General features: G+C 63.4%; 16 protein-coding genes. 5 read left to right on the forward strand and 11 right to left on the reverse strand.

All coding sequences use genetic code 11. The annotated features are described in order from the left end of the window. Positions 1 to 351 precede the first annotated feature (351 nt). The 4 genes from E8F11_RS29070 to E8F11_RS29085 form a co-directional block, all read right to left on the reverse strand. Complete coding sequence (locus tag E8F11_RS29070) at positions 352 to 504, reverse strand: lmo0937 family membrane protein (RefSeq protein ID WP_280292379.1); 153 nt, start codon at positions 502 to 504, stop codon at positions 352 to 354. Between the two features lie 202 nt (positions 505 to 706). After that, positions 707 to 1,429 (reverse strand): Crp/Fnr family transcriptional regulator, encoded by a 723-nt coding sequence (locus tag E8F11_RS29075; RefSeq protein ID WP_280292380.1) that lies wholly within the window; start codon positions 1,427 to 1,429, stop codon positions 707 to 709. A 175-nt stretch (positions 1,430 to 1,604) separates the two neighbouring features. Next, complete coding sequence (locus E8F11_RS29080) at positions 1,605 to 2,432, reverse strand: BON domain-containing protein (protein ID WP_280292381.1); 828 nt, start codon at positions 2,430 to 2,432, stop codon at positions 1,605 to 1,607. A 117-nt stretch (positions 2,433 to 2,549) separates the two neighbouring features. After that, a complete protein-coding gene (locus E8F11_RS29085; protein WP_280292382.1) occupies positions 2,550 to 2,762 on the reverse strand; it encodes a CsbD family protein in 213 nt (70 codons plus the stop codon). A gap of 487 nt (positions 2,763 to 3,249) precedes the next feature. Here E8F11_RS29085 and E8F11_RS29090 point away from each other — a divergent pair, with 487 nt between their 5' ends. Together E8F11_RS29090 and E8F11_RS29095 are read left to right on the forward strand one after the other, a co-directional pair. Next, positions 3,250 to 3,459, forward strand: a complete 210-nt coding sequence (locus tag E8F11_RS29090) for a hypothetical protein (RefSeq protein WP_280292383.1) — start codon at positions 3,250 to 3,252, stop codon at positions 3,457 to 3,459. 125 nt (positions 3,460 to 3,584) lie between these two features. Continuing rightward, positions 3,585 to 3,998 (forward strand): PRC-barrel domain-containing protein, encoded by a 414-nt coding sequence (locus E8F11_RS29095; protein WP_280292384.1) that lies wholly within the window; start codon positions 3,585 to 3,587, stop codon positions 3,996 to 3,998. 51 nt (positions 3,999 to 4,049) lie between these two features. On the opposite strand, the gene E8F11_RS29100 is transcribed toward E8F11_RS29095, so the two are convergent. Then, positions 4,050 to 4,196 (reverse strand): lmo0937 family membrane protein, encoded by a 147-nt coding sequence (locus tag E8F11_RS29100; RefSeq protein ID WP_280292385.1) that lies wholly within the window; start codon positions 4,194 to 4,196, stop codon positions 4,050 to 4,052. 276 nt (positions 4,197 to 4,472) lie between these two features. Here E8F11_RS29100 and E8F11_RS29105 point away from each other — a divergent pair, with 276 nt between their 5' ends. Next, positions 4,473 to 5,183 (forward strand): Crp/Fnr family transcriptional regulator, encoded by a 711-nt coding sequence (locus E8F11_RS29105; RefSeq protein WP_280292386.1) that lies wholly within the window; start codon positions 4,473 to 4,475, stop codon positions 5,181 to 5,183. A 147-nt stretch (positions 5,184 to 5,330) separates the two neighbouring features. Here the strand turns inward: E8F11_RS29105 and E8F11_RS29110 are convergent, their stop codons facing one another. Both E8F11_RS29110 and E8F11_RS29115 read right to left on the reverse strand, forming a co-directional pair. Next, positions 5,331 to 6,176 carry a nitrilase family protein gene (locus E8F11_RS29110; protein WP_280292387.1) on the reverse strand — a complete coding sequence of 282 codons (846 nt, stop codon included), beginning with the start codon at positions 6,174 to 6,176 and terminating at the stop codon, positions 5,331 to 5,333. A gap of 25 nt (positions 6,177 to 6,201) precedes the next feature. Further along, positions 6,202 to 7,701 (reverse strand): cytosine permease, encoded by a 1,500-nt coding sequence (locus tag E8F11_RS29115; RefSeq protein ID WP_280292388.1) that lies wholly within the window; start codon positions 7,699 to 7,701, stop codon positions 6,202 to 6,204. Positions 7,702 to 8,002: 301 nt separating this feature from the next. On the opposite strand from E8F11_RS29115, the gene E8F11_RS29120 reads away from it, so the two are divergent. Further along, on the forward strand, positions 8,003 to 8,905 hold the full coding sequence (locus tag E8F11_RS29120) for a LysR family transcriptional regulator (protein ID WP_280292389.1): 903 nt from the start codon (positions 8,003 to 8,005) through the stop codon (positions 8,903 to 8,905). A gap of 498 nt (positions 8,906 to 9,403) precedes the next feature. Here the strand turns inward: E8F11_RS29120 and E8F11_RS29130 are convergent, their stop codons facing one another. From E8F11_RS29130 to E8F11_RS29145, 4 genes are all read right to left on the reverse strand, one after another. Then, entirely contained in the window at positions 9,404 to 10,747 is a 1,344-nt protein-coding gene (locus E8F11_RS29130; RefSeq protein ID WP_280292390.1) for a TolC family outer membrane protein, read from the reverse strand. Between the two features lies 1 nt (position 10,748). Next, positions 10,749 to 12,092 carry an HlyD family type I secretion periplasmic adaptor subunit gene (locus E8F11_RS29135; protein ID WP_280292391.1) on the reverse strand — a complete coding sequence of 448 codons (1,344 nt, stop codon included), beginning with the start codon at positions 12,090 to 12,092 and terminating at the stop codon, positions 10,749 to 10,751. Between the two features lie 6 nt (positions 12,093 to 12,098). Beyond that, positions 12,099 to 13,835, reverse strand: a complete 1,737-nt coding sequence (locus tag E8F11_RS29140; protein ID WP_280292392.1) for a type I secretion system permease/ATPase — start codon at positions 13,833 to 13,835, stop codon at positions 12,099 to 12,101. Between the two features lie 432 nt (positions 13,836 to 14,267). After that, positions 14,268 to 14,909, reverse strand: a complete 642-nt coding sequence (locus E8F11_RS29145) for a TetR family transcriptional regulator (protein ID WP_280292393.1) — start codon at positions 14,907 to 14,909, stop codon at positions 14,268 to 14,270. A gap of 200 nt (positions 14,910 to 15,109) precedes the next feature. On the opposite strand from E8F11_RS29145, the gene E8F11_RS29150 reads away from it, so the two are divergent. After that, positions 15,110 to 16,252 carry an efflux RND transporter periplasmic adaptor subunit gene (locus E8F11_RS29150; RefSeq protein WP_280292394.1) on the forward strand — a complete coding sequence of 381 codons (1,143 nt, stop codon included), beginning with the start codon at positions 15,110 to 15,112 and terminating at the stop codon, positions 16,250 to 16,252. Positions 16,253 to 16,264 lie beyond the last annotated feature (12 nt).

The following is a 16,264-nucleotide window of genomic DNA, read 5'->3' on the forward strand; positions in this document are numbered from 1 at the left end:
CTGCCCCACCTCTTCTGCACAGGTTCAGGCAATGACCAGGCGTCAGGATTACCGCGTCCTGTCCGGCGCGAGTCCCCCCTCTCCACTTCAGGGAGAGGGGCCGGGGGAGAGGGATGTATCAGGCAAGTGCGGAGGTCTGAAAGGTCCGTGCTAGACGCTTCTATTCGGTGCTGCAACAGCTAACGCAGACATAGCCAATGAATTCGCCCCCAACAGCAAAGCAGGAAAGTAACGCAATCACTCAATCCGGGTGAAATCCGGGCGACCAGGAGGGTTGGCCTCTGTGCGATGCACTGGTAGCCGGACTTCACATTCAGTTGCAAGAGGCTCGCTGAGCTTCTTGCTTCGCGGTCAGAAACGCTGCCGCTGCCCCTGAATAACCCGGAACAGGTACAGCGCGATCGCCAGTACCAGGAGGATATGGATGAACCCACCCATGGAGTAGGACGTGATCAGTCCCAGCGCCCACAGAACCAACAACGCGATCACAAGTGTTTCGAGCATTTCAGTTCTCCTTCGCAACACGGCAATGTCCTGCCCGTTCACAGGTTGCATCCAGAGCAAGGGGTCAGTCTGTATGGCAGCGCACGCAAGGCAAATTGTTCGCGGCCGGCAACGACCGGACACGCACCAACTCCCCGCTGCGCCGGACCTTGCCTGCCTTCGCGAACAGACCTACGACCGCAGGCTGCTTGGCTGAAGCCGTTTACAGATGCCTGGTTATATAGGGCAGGAGGCGGTCCGTCTCTTTCTTGACCACGGCATAGCACTCGCAACTCAGCGCCTCGAGTTTTGGACGGTCGAGCACCGTGATGTGCCCGCGGCTGTACTCGATCACGCCAAGCTTCTGCAGTTTGCCGGCGGCGTCTGTAACGCCTTCTCGGCGCACCCCGAGCATGTTGGCGATCAGCTCCTGGGTCATCTTCAGATGGTTGGTCGGCAGGCGATCCAGCGACAGCAACAGCCAGCGACACAGCTGCTGGTCGATCGAATGGTGCCGGTTGCAGACCGCGGTCTGGGCCATCTGGGTGATCAGGGCCTGGGTGTAACGCAGCATCAGCTGCAGCAACTCGCCGTGGCGATTGAATTCGGCCTTCAACCGCTGCCCCTGCAGCCGGTAGGCGTGGCCGGCGCTCTGCACGATGGCCCGGCTAGGGGTACTTTCGCCGCCCATGAACACTGCCAGGCCGATCAGCCCCTCATTGCCGACCACCGAGATTTCCGCCGAGGAGCCGTTTTCCATCACATAGAGCAGGGAAACGATCGAGTCGGTGGGGAAGTAGACATGTCGCAAGGTGTCCCCCGATTCGTACAGGACCTTGCCAAGAGGCAGCGGCACCAGTTCGAGCTGCGGGACCAGGCGTTGCTGAACCTCCTTCGGCAAGGCGGAAAGCAGGTGGTTCTGCAAGGGTGAAGGCTTGTCGGACATAGGGTTCACCATTGACTTGGGTACCTGGAAAAGGCGCCCATTTCATTACCATACGCCAACGGAGTGCTCCGGACGGGATGTTGGATGGAAAGCACACTTGCTTTGCGCAGACTGGCTGGTCGCCCTGAGTATCGAGGTAACTGCATGACGAGCCTGCGGCGGGGGGCCCGCCGCATCAATAGCGGAGTTCCGTCGAGCGGACGCTCTTCACGCCCCGCACGTTCTGCGCAAGCTCGATCGCCAGGTCACGCTCGGCCCCACTGTCGACGAGGCCGCTCAGGGTAACGATGCCGCCGTTGGTGCTCACCGAGATATTGGAACCGCTGACGTTGCTCGAATACATCAAGGTGGACTTCACCTTGGTCGTGATCCAGCTATCGGCGACGTCACCCTCAGCTTCCTTCGCAGTGCTCTTGGCGCTCTTGACCGGCGTCGGCTTCAAGGCGTCGACCACCAACTGGTTGTCCACCGACGCCACGCCAGTGGTGCTTGTGGCCAGGCGGCCGGCAAGGTCCTTGTCCGCCTGGCTATCGGAATTGCCAGTCAGCGTCACCTTGCCCGAGCGGGTCACTACGTGGATCGTCATGCCATCGGTCTGTTTGCTCCACAAGAGCTTCGACTTGACCGCGGCTGTGGTCGTGGCGTCATCGACCATGACCCCATAGTTCTGGCCCGGACCCGACTTCGGCGGGACGTAGTCGGGCTGGACCACGATCTGGTTGTCCACGGAGTCGATTCCGCTGACGCCCAGTGCGATATCTTTGGCCAGGTCCTTGTTGACGCTTTCCGCGACGTTGCCGGTCAGGGTGGCCTTGCTGTTTCTTACCGACACCCTGAGATCATTGGCCCGCAGCTGGGGACTCAACGCAAAAGTCGTCCATATCTGGGTTTCCTGGCGGACATCGGTGAAGCTCTGTGACTCAGCGGAGGCCATGCCGCTCATGGTCCCCAGCGCCATCGCGATGCTGGCGGCGAGGATCAGCTTGCGGGATTGTGCGTACATCTGGTTTCACCATTCAGGAAAGGGATTGATCCGAACCGGGAACGCTTGCACGAATGGTCCGCTGGTTTGGGCCGCCTGACGCGCCGCGTGGCGGTTCGCCAGGGGATCTTGTCTGACTCAGAATCTGCATTTCTCAAGGAAACGCTTGACCTGCTTTTCCGCCTCGTCACGGGTGATGCCGTAGCGTTCCTGCACCAGGCCGGATAGCCGCTGCTGATGCCCTTCGGATTTCAGCAACTCAACCTCGCCCAGCTTGCCCCAAGCGATCTTGGCGGTACCGACATGCTGGTTCCATTTGCCCTTGAGCTCATCCGCGCTTGGCAGGCTCATGACTTTCCGGGCGCCTGGCTCATGAGGTCGTCATCGCCCTTGGCAGCGCGCAGTGGCTCTTTCGCTGTGGCTTTGGCAGGTGCCTTGTCGGCATCCTGGAGCATCGCCCTTTTGGCCTCTTCTCTTGCCGGAGCCTTGGGCTCAGTCGGGCGTGCGGGCTTTATGGAGGTGGGTGACCGGGTGGGCTGGCCAGGATTCCTGGCTGTGTTGGCGGCAGGTGCCGCGCCGCTGTTCGGGATAGGTTTGCTGTGCTTGCTCATCTTGACCTCTGAGGTCGGTGTTGGGTCTGCACTGTGGCAGTGAACAAGCAATCCGTCGGTGCGTTGGCGCGCTTACCTGCCTATGAACGCTGTGCCACGCACCTGCGCCCGGTAATGCATCGCCGGGCGTGGGCTGCCACAGAGTGCGATAGCGTACATACCGGCGCACCCAGACGTCACAGAATGAAGCAAAGGCAGAGCAGCACCGGCTGCAGCAGGCACAGGCAATGAACGAGATGTACGACTCGACCTTGTTCCAGTGCATCGATGCACAGTGCAAACCGCTGCTGCGCTACCTGCACAAGCTCACGGGCATTCGCTATACGGCTGTATCCGAGGCGAGCGGCACTTATGAACTCAGCCCGATCCATGGCGAGCGTAAACACGCCAGCCAGGAACAGCTGGCCGATGCCGAGGTTTGGCAAAAGCTGGTCTGAGCAACGGGTATCTGGCTGAGCGACCAGCATCGGTTTGCCAACGCACAGACATGCCCACGGGTTGGCGACACGGTCATTCCCCCGCTCGCCGCGCCCCGCCAACCTTGCGGCCATTGGAGGTGACCATGAACCATCAGGAAAAAAAAGCCAGCAACGAAAACCATGAAGCCGGACCGACCACCAGAAGAGGGGCGGCACCTGAACTGATGGGAGCGGACACACTCATCGGGAATGATGTCTACAACCTCGAGGGAGATGACTTCGGGAACATCAAGGAAATCATGTTGGATATGCGCAGCGGCCGGATCATCTATGCGGTGTTGTCCTTCAAGCCTTTCCTAGGCCTGGGTGACAAGCTCTTTGCCGTGCCCTGGAGGGCATTGACGCTGGATTCCGGGCACAAGCGTTTCACCCTCGACGTTGACAAGAATCGGTTGAAGGACGCCCCTGGATTCGACAACAGCCATTGGCCCGACATGGCTGACCAGCACTGGCAAAGCGAGATCAGCCGTTTTTACGGCAGCAAGGGTTGGGAGTGAAAGCCATGGGCCTTCGCGGAGAGGGCGTTGCTTGGCGCGGACTGCTACGGGTCAAAGACGCCGCCCCTGCCTCTGCCGGAACACGACCAGCGCGATCGCAAGAAACAGGAGGACGTGGATCAGTCCCCCCATGTAGAAGGACGTGAGCACTCCCAGCGCCCACAGAGCCAACAATCCGATCACGATAATTTCGAACATTTCCGTTCTCCTGCTGCGGCACGGCAATGACCCGCCTCCCTACAGGTTGCATCCGAGGTAAAGGGCCGGTCTGTACGGCCCCGCACCCAAGGCAAACGATTCACCAGCATCAATGGGCGAGCACCGGCCACTTGCCTGCTGCGCCCGCCCCAGCGGCTCCCTCGACTGCAATCACTCGGGCTTGCGTGCATTAGCGAACAGACCACGCCGCCACTGAGTGCAAGAGTGAAGCATGAGAAAACGCGGCACCCTTCTCATGCCACCCAGGATCTCCGTGTGCTGCAGGGCAAAGGGGCGACCACAGTGATCAACCATCTTCTCAATGGCATCCCGGGTAGAGAGCGCGACAGGCTCCTCAACCATTGCGAATCGGTAGAGCTGGTCTTCGGCAGCATTCTTTGCGAGGCAGACCAGCCGTACAGCCATGCCTACTTCCCGCTTACCGGCTTCATCTCCCTGGTGGCGAACCTGGATGCCCATCGGCCTCTGGAAATGGGACTGATCGGCCGCGAAGGCATGCTGGGCGTGACGCTCATGCTGGGCGTTCGCAAGGCGCCAACCCGCGCAGTGGTGCAAGGCGCCGGTAACGCCTTGCGGATTGCTGCCCCGCACCTTGGACGTGAGCTGTGCGAGTGCCCCACTCTGCAACGCCGTATGAATCGCTATCTCTTCGTATTGATGGCGCAACTGGCGCAAACGGCCGCCTGCACCCATTTTCACGAGATCCAGCCCCGACTGGCTCGCTGGTTGCTAATGACACACGACCGGGCGCAGGCCGACCATTTCCATCTCACCCATGAGCTTCTCGCTGACATGCTCGGCGTGCGCCGCAGCGGCATCACCGTGGCTGCGGGGGCGTTGCAGCAGAAACGCCTCATCCACTACACCCGCGGTGAGATCACCATCCTCGATCGCGAAGGACTCGAGGCAGCTGCCTGCGAATGCTACGGCGCGGTGACCGACTGCTACAGCAAAATGCTTGGCTGATGCCTTGACGCGCAGCCTACGCCCAACCCTCCGGCTCGACTGCAGAGGCTTGCCGGTTTTCACAGCGGGCCGCGGAGCGACCTTCCGTCGTCCCCGGGCCTGCGTTGGCGGATGCCAAGGCAAAGCCTTGCAGCCCTGCCCCAGCCGTTATTCCAGCAGCCCGTCCGTGCCATAGAGCCCGGGACGGCGATCCTCATGCAGGTGGTTGTGCTGGCTGATGCGCTTGTTGCGGGCTTCATTCAGGTTCAGCGTGGCCATCAGGATCTGCTCGCCGCCGATATCTACCGGCCCCGCCACGGGGTAGCCATCGGGATCGACTATCACCGAACCCTGCACCCAGTTCACGCCGCGCTCCGGTCCATGCCGGTCGCAGGCGGCAATGAACATGCGGTTGACCGAGGCATTGGCCTGGACCCGCACGACTTCCGCAGGTCGCTCGATCGGCGGGCGCGGGCCGTCCGGCCAGTTCACCGGCGCGCAAAGCAGCTCGGCGCCGGCCAGCGCCGGCAGCCGCACCCACTCGGGGAATTCCAGGTCGTAGCAGACCATCACGCCAATCCGCCCAAAGGCCGTCTCCACCACGGGCGGCCGCTCCGTGCCTGCGCTGAAAATGACATTCTCGCCGTCCCAGAGGTGCGCCTTGCGGTAGATGGCACGGAGGCCGCGGGCATCCACCAGTGCGGCGCTGTTGGCGACGCGAAATTCATCCAGCCGCTCGCAGAAGCCGCCGACAATGACGATATCCAGTTCGCGGGCCAGCACCTGCCACAACTGCAGGGCCGGGCCGTCCGCGGACTCGGACGACGCCAGCGCCTCGTCCAGGTCATGGAACAGATAGCCGCTCTGCACCAGTTCCGGCAGCACCACGACCCGGGCGCCCTGCAATGCCGCAGCGCGAACCGCCCGCTCGACCAGCCGACGGTTGTGGGCGAGGTCGCCGATCTTCGGCGCCAGCTGACAGCAGGCGACCTGGATATTTCTGCAAGCGTTCAACGGGCTTCGCTCCCTTGCATGGCGTTCACTCTCGCGGTCCCCCTTTCTGCCGGGTCATGGCGAGGATGTCGCGCTCGGTGATGGCGTCGATGATGCGGCGTTCGCTGTCGAGATCGAGGGATCGGCTGAGGATGAAATAGGTCAGGCCGGACACCAGCAACCCCACCAGCCAGGCGATGTCCACGCCGCCCAGCAGACGCGCCATGGGCCCGACGAACACTTCCTTGCCGGCCGCGGCATCGAAGATGAAGAAGAACGGAATCATGCAGATGAACCCCACCACGTAGGCCAGGATCCCGCGCAACTGCCAGGCGCCGTAGAGGCCCTTGGGCGTGAAGAAGTGGGGTATCGCATAGCGGCCCTTGCGGACGAAGAAGTAGTCCACCAGGTTCACCGCGGTCCAGGGCACCAGGAAATACAGCATCAGCACCAGGAAGGTATTGAGGATGGAGATGCCATTGCCGCGGATCGACAGCACGCAAGCCAACAGCACCAGGGTGATGGCGACGATAGCCAGGACGCGGGCGCGGGGTGTCGGCGAAATCCTGCGGAAGGAATCGACCCCGGTCAGCAGCGTCAGCATGGCACTGTAGGTATTGAGGGCGATGACCGGAAGGAAGCCCGCCACCGACACCAGCACCAGGACATGACCAAGGCCCGGCACCAGGGAGGTGCCCACCCGATCCAGCGCCACCAGGGCGTCGGACACCTGCAGCTGCTGCGCCAGCCAGGCGCCTAGGCCGATCATCCAGCCGCCCGACAGGGAAGCACCGATGAACACCGCCGCAATCAGTTTGGTTCGGCTGGTGTCCTTCGGCAGGTAGCGCGAATAGTCGGACACATAAGGGGCATAGGAGATGTTGTAGCTGGCAGCGATGGCGAACTGGGTGGCGAACGCGACCCAACTGAAGCCGAGGCTGCCCTGCGGTGCGGTCTCCCCCTGCCCCGCGCCGAACATCAGGGCGACGGTCACCAGCGCATAGAGCGGCAAGGTCACCAGCAGGGCCCACTTGAACGCCTTGTGCATCAGATCGTGGCCGTAGATCGACAGCAGCGCCCCGACCGCGATCACGGCGCAGGCAACGGCCACCGGGTCCAACCCGAAGACGCTCTCGAGGCCGCCGGTGATCAGCGAGACGTTCACTACGTTGAAGCCGACGAACACGAACAGGGTCGCCATCAGCGCCAGCACCACGCCCCGATAGCCGAACTGGGCGCGGGACTGGATCATCTGCGGCAGGCCCATTTCCGGCCCCTGGGAACCGTGGAAGGCCATGAAGATGGTGCCGAACATGATGCCCAGCGCACCGGCCAGGGTGGTCCACAGGGCCGACAGCCCGAGGCTCGGCCCTACGAACCCGATGGAAATGGTGAAGAAGTGGAAGTTGCCGAGGAACCAGAATGGCCCCTGGCTGCTGAGCCTGGCGTGCCGCTCGGACTCCGGGATGTAGTCGATCGAGTGGCCTTCGATGGCCAGGCCGCCGCTGGATTCAACGGCGCTGGCGGGTGTGTTGGACCCTGACATGGGATGCTCCTGCGCTCCGAATCGAGCGTGATCTTGTTCTTGTGGTAGTGCCGCAGGCATGGCCCTTGGCAAACATCGATTCCATCCATGTATGGCGAGTGGCGCTGCCTTGACCTCATGGCCAGCGCACCCGGACCGGAACTATCATCGCCAGCCAGAAGCGGGGCGCCTTTGCGCGTCCCCTGGGGCTCGCATGATTGCCGGTCAGGCTGCACTCTAGGGGGCGGTCCTGGGCCATAAAATAGCGCGGGCCAACTGTTCACATAGAGCGCGTTCTATGTAACGAGCTTTCGGAGGCAGCATGCTGGGGAACGTAACCGAGCTGGATATCCGCTTGATCAGGGTCTTTCTCGCCGTCGTCGAGGCGGGAGGCGTCTCGGCCGCGCAGACGGCGCTCAACACCACACAGCCGACCATCAGTGCGCAACTTTCCTCGCTGGAGACCCGCCTGGGGTTTCGCCTTTGCCATCGCGGCCGCGCCGGCTTCGCCCTCACGCAGAAGGGCAGCCAGTTCCTCGATGCGGCACGGCGTCTGCTGGCCGCAGCCGAGGGGTTCCGCCTCGAGGTCCAACACATCAATCGCACCCTGTCGGGCACCCTCAACATCGGCCTGCTCGGCCAGATCGACCCCGTGGCCAACAAGAAGATCGCCCTGGCCATCGCCCGTCTGCGCGCCCGCCACGAGGGGCTGTACTTCCAGTTCACCGAACTGTCGTCGTCCTTCCTCGAAGAAAAGATCATCAACGGCCACCTCGACCTCGCCATCGGCTACTTCTGGCGCCGGCTCGACACGCTCGACTACTTTTCGCTGTTCAGGGAGACGCAGATCGCCTATTGCGGCTCCTCGCACCCGCTGTTCGACCAGGCCGGGACGCTCAGCCGCGAGGACGTGGCCGAACACCCATGGGTCTGGCCCAGCCACCCCCTGCCGGAGATGCCGGCGCCTACCTCCATCGAACGCCTGACCGCCCTCACCGACAGCATGGACGGCGCCGCCCTGCTGATCCTTTCCGGCCAGCACCTGGGCTTCCTGCCGCAGCACTATGCCGCCAGGCACGTGGACCTGGGACAACTGCACGCACTCAACCCGGAGCAGCTGCGCTACGAGGTCGACTTCCATGCAGCGGTGCGCCGTTCCGCTCGCCAGAGCGATCTGGTAAGCGCGTTCCTGGCCGAGTTGATGGATGTGTTCGGAGTGGGTTGAGCCCGAGAGCCAAAGCCCAATGTCGACCGGATACTGGAGAACTTCGCCACGCTGGACAATGCCGAGTCCCTTACCGATGGTGCCGAGTTGACGCTATTCATCTGGCGGAAGTTTGGCGAGAGGCACGATCCACCGCCTATCCAGGGCCTATCGATCAGCCAGGCCATCGAGCGTTTGCGCGCTGCCTTTGAATAGGCTTGTGCAGGGTGTCTGCCACTCGATGATCACGACACCGCCCTGACCAGCTGTCAGGTCGGCTCAGGTAAAGGCTGCGTTTTCTCCGGCGGTTTGATCGAACCGATGTACACCGCAAGGAGGGTCAGCAGCGCGCCGCAAATCTGCGAGGTGACATCTGGATTGGTTCATTGCATCAGGCTGGGGCTCCGGTCGTGGCCGGAGGAGAGGGAGACGTCCTGTTGCACGGAGCCAGGCAAGGACGCTCACACAAACTTGCCAATCCAGTGCGAATCCCGCCAGTAATCCGTGAATAACCAGACCTCACGGCTGCAACGGAATAGAAGGCCCCAGGTAGTCGTTGGCCTGCTGGATATCGTCCTGGCCAAGCGCTCCCACCGAGGCCGACAGACGCAACCGTGACAGCAGGTAACGCAGCTTGGCCTCCAGCAGGTCGCGGCGGGCGATGAAAGCCTGCTCTTCGGCATTGAGGATATCCAGGTTGGTGCTGGTGCCGGCCAGGAAGCCCTTGCGCGCCGAGTCCTGGGCTCGCTCGCTGGACACCACCGCCTTCTCCAGCGCGCGCACCCGCTGCTCGCCACTCTGTACCCCACGGAACTCGCGGGTAGTGCCGGACAGCACCTCCTCGCGGCTCGAGTTCAGCTGGTCATTGGCCAGCTCGCGGTTGGCCGCGGCCTGGCGCACCTGGGCGCTGGTCGCGCCGCCGGCGAAGATTGGCATGCGGAACTCCACCCCCACCGAGCCATAGCGGTTTGTCTGATTCTGGGTCGTGACCGAATCGCTTTCCAAATCGTTGTAGGCGGCGACGAAATCCAGGGTCGGCCAATGCCCGGCCTTGGCCCGCTTCACTTCCTCGTCGGCAACATCCAGGCTGCGGCTACGGGCGATGATGGCGGGGTTGTTGGCCCGCGCGTCGTTGATCCAGTCCAGCAGAGCCGGCGGCTCCAGAGGCGGTGTGGGAAATTCGGTGCGCAGGGTGGACATATCCTCCGGCAGTATGCCAAGCAGTTCCTGCAGCAGGCGCCGAGCCACCAGCAGGTTGTCCTCGGCCTCAATCAGCTCGGCCTGGGAGAGGTCGCGCCGAGCTGAAGCCTGGTCGATATCGATCACGGTGCCGTCGCCCAGCTGGAAACGCCGCTTGGCCGCCAGCACCTGTTCGTCCAGGGCCTTGAGCTTGACCTTGGCCAACTCGATGGTCTCCAGCGCCAGCAGCACCGAGAAGTAGCGGGCGGCCAGACTCACCGCCGACTCCTGGGTCTTGGCATCGAACACCGCATCACTGAGGAGCGTGCGCTGTTTGCCTTGGCGGTACTCGGCCATGCGCTGCTTGTTGAATAACGGCTGGCGCAATTCCACCACCGCGCCCTTGGAGTCGTACTCCAGATCGCTTTCCACGCTGCGACCGAGGACATTGTCCTGCTCGCTGGTGCCGTCCACACGCTTCCAGAACGCGGTGCTGTTGATGTTCGGCAGCAAGCCAGCCTTGCCCAGTTCCTTGTACTCCTGGCCAGCCTGGCGCTCATGCACCGACGCCAGGTAGGTGGGGCCCTGGTTCTGATAGGTGTTCCAGGCTTCGTTGAGGTCCATGGCGGACACAGGCAGGGCTACGGCTCCGAGGAAACCGGCTACAGCCATCCGGGCTCTCATATCACTGCTCCTTGAATGCGCTTTCGACACGACCCATCAGAGGTTTCATCAGGTAGCTCATAAGGCTGCGTTCCCCGGTCTTGATGGTGACGGTGGCCGGCATGCCTGCGCGAATATTGTTCGGCCCGAGCAGCTTCATGCCTTCTTCAGTCACTTCCACCTGGGTCAAGTAATAGGGCTGTTTGCTGGCTTCGTCCACCAGGCGGTCGGCGGCGACTGTCATTACCCGGCCGGGGATGTTCGGCGTCTGGGCGTGGTTGAAAGCCGGGAAGGTGATGTCCACCGGCAGTCCCGGCACCATCTTGTCGATAGCCTGCACCGGCACCTGGGCATCCACCTGCAGGGGCTCCTTGTCCGGCACCACGTCCATGATCCGCGCACCGGGCTGGATGACCCCGCCGACGGTGGCGATGTTCATGCCCAGGACGATGCCGTCGATCGGCGAACGGATGACGGTGTTCTCCACCTGGTAGTCGATGGAGCGCAGGCGTTCGGCCAGGGAGGTCGCTTCCTTCTGCACGTCGGTCAGCTGCGACTCCACTTCCTTCTGGAAGTCCTGCTCGCGCTGGAGGATGCGTAGTTTGAGCTCGGCGATCTGGTTGCGGGTACGGCCGATGTCAGCGATGTTCTGCGCCATGGAGCCGTTCAGCTCGGAGGCGTTGCGCTCCAGTTCGAGCATGCGGTTGCGCGGTATATAGCCTTCGGAGGCCAGGCTGCGCACCCCTTCCAGTTCCTGGCCCAGCAGGCTCGACTGGCTGGCGCGGGTCGCCTGGACCTGGCGCAGGCCCTTGAGCTGCTCTTCGGCGCCATTGAGGTTTTCGTGCAGGATGCTGATCTCGCCCAACAGCGCCTTGCGCCGGGTGTGGAACAACCGCTGTTGCAGGGCGATGGCTTCCTGCAGGCGCGGGTCGCCGCCGAAGCGCTCCAGCAGGGCGGGAGTGAAGGTCACCGAATCGGCACCATCGCGCTCGGCGGAAAGCCGGTCCTCCACCGTCTTGGCCACTATGTACTGGGAACTCAGGGCGCCCTGCTCGGCGATCGCCTGGGTCGGATCCAGCAGCACCAGCTCCTGGCCGGCGCGAACCTTGTCGCCCTCGCGCACCAGGATGGCGTCCACCGTGCCGCCGGTGAGGTGCTGGACCGTCTTGCGCGCGTTGGTGACGTTGACCGTGGCGTTGGCGACCACGCCGGCATCCAGCGGGGCGAACACCGCCCAGACCAGGAAACCGCCGAAGCCGGCCAGTACCAGCCAGATGCCCCAGCGCGCCGGGCGGGTATCGTCCATGTCCACCTGGGCCGGTTGCTCAACCCGAATCAGTGCCTTGCTTTCGCTTGCCTGTTGCATGATCGGTTACTCCTTCGCCCGCATCGACGCCAGGTTGGGGGTGCCTACCGAAGGCATGACACTGGCCTGGCGCAGGGCCGCGAACACTTCGTCGCGGGGACCGAACGCCTGCATGCAGCCATCGCGCAGCAGCAGGACCTTGTCCACCGTGCTGAGCACGCTGGGCCGGTGGGATATCAGGATCAGCGTCTTGCCGCGCTTCTTCAGGTCGATGATGGCCTCCACCAATGCCGCCTCGCCCACGTCGTCGAGGTTGGCATTGGGCTCGTCGAGCACGATCATCGACGGGTCGCCATAGATGGCCCGGGCCAGGGCGATGCGCTGTTTCTGTCCACCGGAGAGTGGGCTGCCGTCCACGGCCAGAGGCGTGTCGTAGCCCTTCTCGAAACGCAGGATCATTTCGTGCACCCCGGCGCGCTTGGCGGCCAGTATCACTTCCTCACTGTCCAGTTCGCCGAAGCGGGCGATATTGTCGGCGATGGTGCCCTCGAACAGCTCCACGTCCTGGGGCAGGTAGCCGATCCAGGGGCCGAGCTCCTCCTTGTTCCACTGGTAGATGTCGGCACCATCCAAGCGCACCTTGCCCGATTGCGCCGGCCAGACGCCCACCAGCAGCCGCGCCAGGGTGGACTTGCCGGCTGCCGAGGGGCCGATGATGCCGAGGGCCTCACCGGGCGACAGGTTGAAATTGACACCACGCAGGATGGTGACCACGCCGCCAGGGGCAGCGGTCATGGCCTGCTCCACGGCGAGCATGCCGACGGGCTTGGGCAGCGACATGGCATTGACCCGCACCGGGAAGTCCTGCAGCAGTTTGGACAGGCGGTCCCAGGAACCCCGGGCAGAAAGCAACTGCTTCCACACCCCGATGGCCTGCTCTACCGGCGCCATGGCACGGCCGCTGAGGATGGAGCTGGCGATCATCATCCCGGCGGTGATATCGCCCTTGATCGCCAGCCAGGCGCCAGCACCAAGAATCAGCGACTGCAGGGTGATTCGCACGAAACGGCTGGCGCCATTTATGTACGCGGCGCGGTCCGAGGCCTGGGTCTGTTTTTCGAGGATGCGCTTGTGGCTGCCGTACCAGCGCTCGCGGATCGCCGGCAACATGCCCATGGCCTCGATCACTTCGGTATTGCGCAGGTTGTTGTTGGCAAAGGTACCGGAGGACATGGCCGCCTGGTTGGCCTCCGACAGCGGGACACGGGTGACCACCTCGGTCAGCAACGCGAGACCGAAGAGAATCGCCGAGCCGACCAGGGTGATGATGCCCAGCAGCGGGTGCACGAGGAAGATCACCAGCAGGTAGATCGGCGTCCAGGGGGCGTCGAAGAACGCGAAGAGACCGTTGCCGGTGAGGAACTGGCGAACCTGGGACAAATCCTGCAGTGCCTGGGCCGGGTTACCGCCGGCACGGCGCAGGTTGCGTTCGAAGGACGCATTGAAGATCCGTTTGTTGAGGGTCATGTCCAGCCGGTTGCCGAGTCGGATCAGCACGGTGGAGCGCACCACCTCCACCAGGGCCATGAGGACATAGAGCCCGACCATCAGCACCGTGAGCATGATCAGGGTAGTGACGTTGCTGCTCGCCAGCACGCGGTCGTAGACCTGCAGCATATAGATTGCCGGCGCCAGCATCAGCAGGTTGATGACCCCGCTGAATCCACCGACCACATAGAAGGTGTGCCGCAGTCGATTGAGAGCTTCAGACAACTCGGAACGGGGCTGCGAGAAATTCTTCATCTCGGCGCTCCACTGGCAGATGGTTGGATTGGGTCATGGCGACCGTATTTTTTATAGTTGGAACCCGCAGAGCTATCCGGCACCAGCCCCCGCGGCAGCCTAACAACAGGCTTAGCCAAAGCTGCCGCCGGATGCCAGCGGGAACCCCCGACTAGCTGACGGCTGACGAATTAAGCGCGACCAACGCGATCACGGCGTTGCCGATAGTCACTCGCGTTTGCACGGTGAAGGGCGCCGCAAAGGCTCTGGAATGGCCTTCTCTGGCGCTTCGACGGTGCCGGGAGTTGCGCCACTGGCGCGAAGCCTCGACGAATTTGGCGCCGGATTCATGACGCAGGAGCGCGCCAGGAGGGAGGAAAGGATGTGGACTGTGTTGCAGCCAGGGAACCACCGCCGCCCGAAGGGGGGAGCGGCCGGCGGGCCCGCTCCCCCTCAGGCTACCCTGACCCGCAGGGCCGGGCTGAAGCGCAGCATGTCCATCACGCTGTTCACCAGGTCCTCGGCCTCTTCCGCCAGGGAGAAGCCGGCCGGTACCAGCAGCCAATTGGTCTGCAGGCCCTCCATATAGGCATGCAAGCTGATGGCGGCGCGGCGGCAATCCAGGTCCACTGGCAACTGGCCGCGGTTCACGGCGTTGCGCAGGGCCTTGGCGATGCGCAGATCGCAGTCGGCGCTCAAGTCCTGCATCTTCTGCCGCAGATCGCCGAGTTCCTCGGTGTACTCCACCTTGTACCGCAGGATCTCGTGGATGCGCCGGCTTTGCGGATCCAGCTCCACGCGCTTGAGCAGCCGCACCAGCAACTGGTGCATGCGCCCCAGGGGATCGGGCTCGTCTTCGCTCTCGCTGGCGCGGGCGAGCTCCTCGATAGGCATGCGGATGCGCTCCAGCATCGCCTGGAACAGATCGGTCTTGTTCTCGAAGTGCCAGTAGATGGCGCCCCGGCTCACCCCGGCAGCCGCCGCGATTTCCGCCAGGGAAGCGCGGGAAACCCCTTTCTCGTGGAACACCCGCTCGGTGGCATCGAGTATCTGAATGCGGGTTTCTTCGGCTTCTTCTTTTGTACGTCGTGCCATTTGCCGCCGGGACCTATCTGATTGCTATCAAAGGAAAAACCCCCATACCGCCGAAATAAATTTTGACATCGGCTCAGGAAGATTCGATTTACAAACATTCACGCATGTAAGTATATTCCCACACCTCCGCAAGAATCCAGAACCTGCCCTGCGCCCGCCCTTCACCAAGGGCCGTACTCCAGAAAATGAGGTCCCTTCAGATGCCCATGAAGCCAGCCTTTGCCGCCTTGGTTTCCGCCATCGCACTGGCCACGCTAAGTCTCACCGGCTGCCAGGAAGCCTCGGCTCCGCCACCCGCCCAGACGCCCAAGGTCGGCGTCGTAACCCTTCAACCCCAAGCCTTCACCCTGACCACCGAGCTGCCCGGCCGTACCAGCGCCTACCGCATTGCCGAAGTGCGCCCGCAAGTGAACGGGATCATCCAGAAGCGCCTGTTCACCGAAGGCAGTGAGGTCAAGGCCGGGCAGCAGCTCTACCAGATCGACCCCTCGGTCTACACCGCCACCTACAAGAGCGCCCAGGCCAGCCTGGCTTCGGCCCAGTCCCTGGCAGCGCGCTACAAGGACCTGGTCAGTGACCAGGCGGTGAGCAAGCAGGCCTTCGAGGAGTCCCAGGCCGCCCGCCTGCAGGCCGAGGCCGCGCTGGAGAAGGCGAAGATCGACGTGCGCTACACCAAGGTGCTGGCACCCATCTCCGGCCGCGTCGGTCGCTCCGCGGTCACCGAAGGCGCCCTGGTGAGCAACGGCCAGGCCCTGGCCATGGCCACCATCCAGCAGTTGGACCCGATCTACGTCGACGTCACCCAGTCCACCAAGGACCTGCTGCGCCTGCGCCGGGAAATGGCCGAAGGCCAACTGGAGAAGACCGGCGACAGCGGCGCCCGGGTGTCACTGACGCTGGAAGACGGCAGCGCCTATCCCCATGAGGGCACCCTGGAGTTTTCCGAAGTCTCGGTGGACGAAGGCACCGGCTCGGTGACCCTGCGCGCGGTCTTCCCCAACCCGGAACACACCTTGTTGCCTGGCATGTTCGTCCACGCCCGCCTCGGCTCGGCAGTCAAGCAGCAGGCCATCCTCGCGCCGCAGCAAGGCGTGACCCGCGACCTCAAGGGCCAGGCCACCGCCCTGGTGGTGAACGCCGAGAACAAGGTGGAGCTGCGCCACCTGAAGGCCGAGCGCACCGTCGGCGACCGCTGGCTGGTCAGCGAGGGCCTGGAACCCGGCGACCGCCTGATCACCGAAGGCCTGCAGTTCGTCCGTCCCGGCGTAGAGGTGAATGCCGGCCCGGCGACCAATGTGGCCGCCCAGAAGCCTGCGGGCGATGGCCTGGCCAAGAGCCACTGAGGAGCGCCTAGC

It is taken from the genome of Pseudomonas sp. BN417, assembly GCF_029871205.1.
Taxonomy (GTDB): Bacteria; Pseudomonadota; Gammaproteobacteria; order Pseudomonadales; family Pseudomonadaceae; genus Metapseudomonas.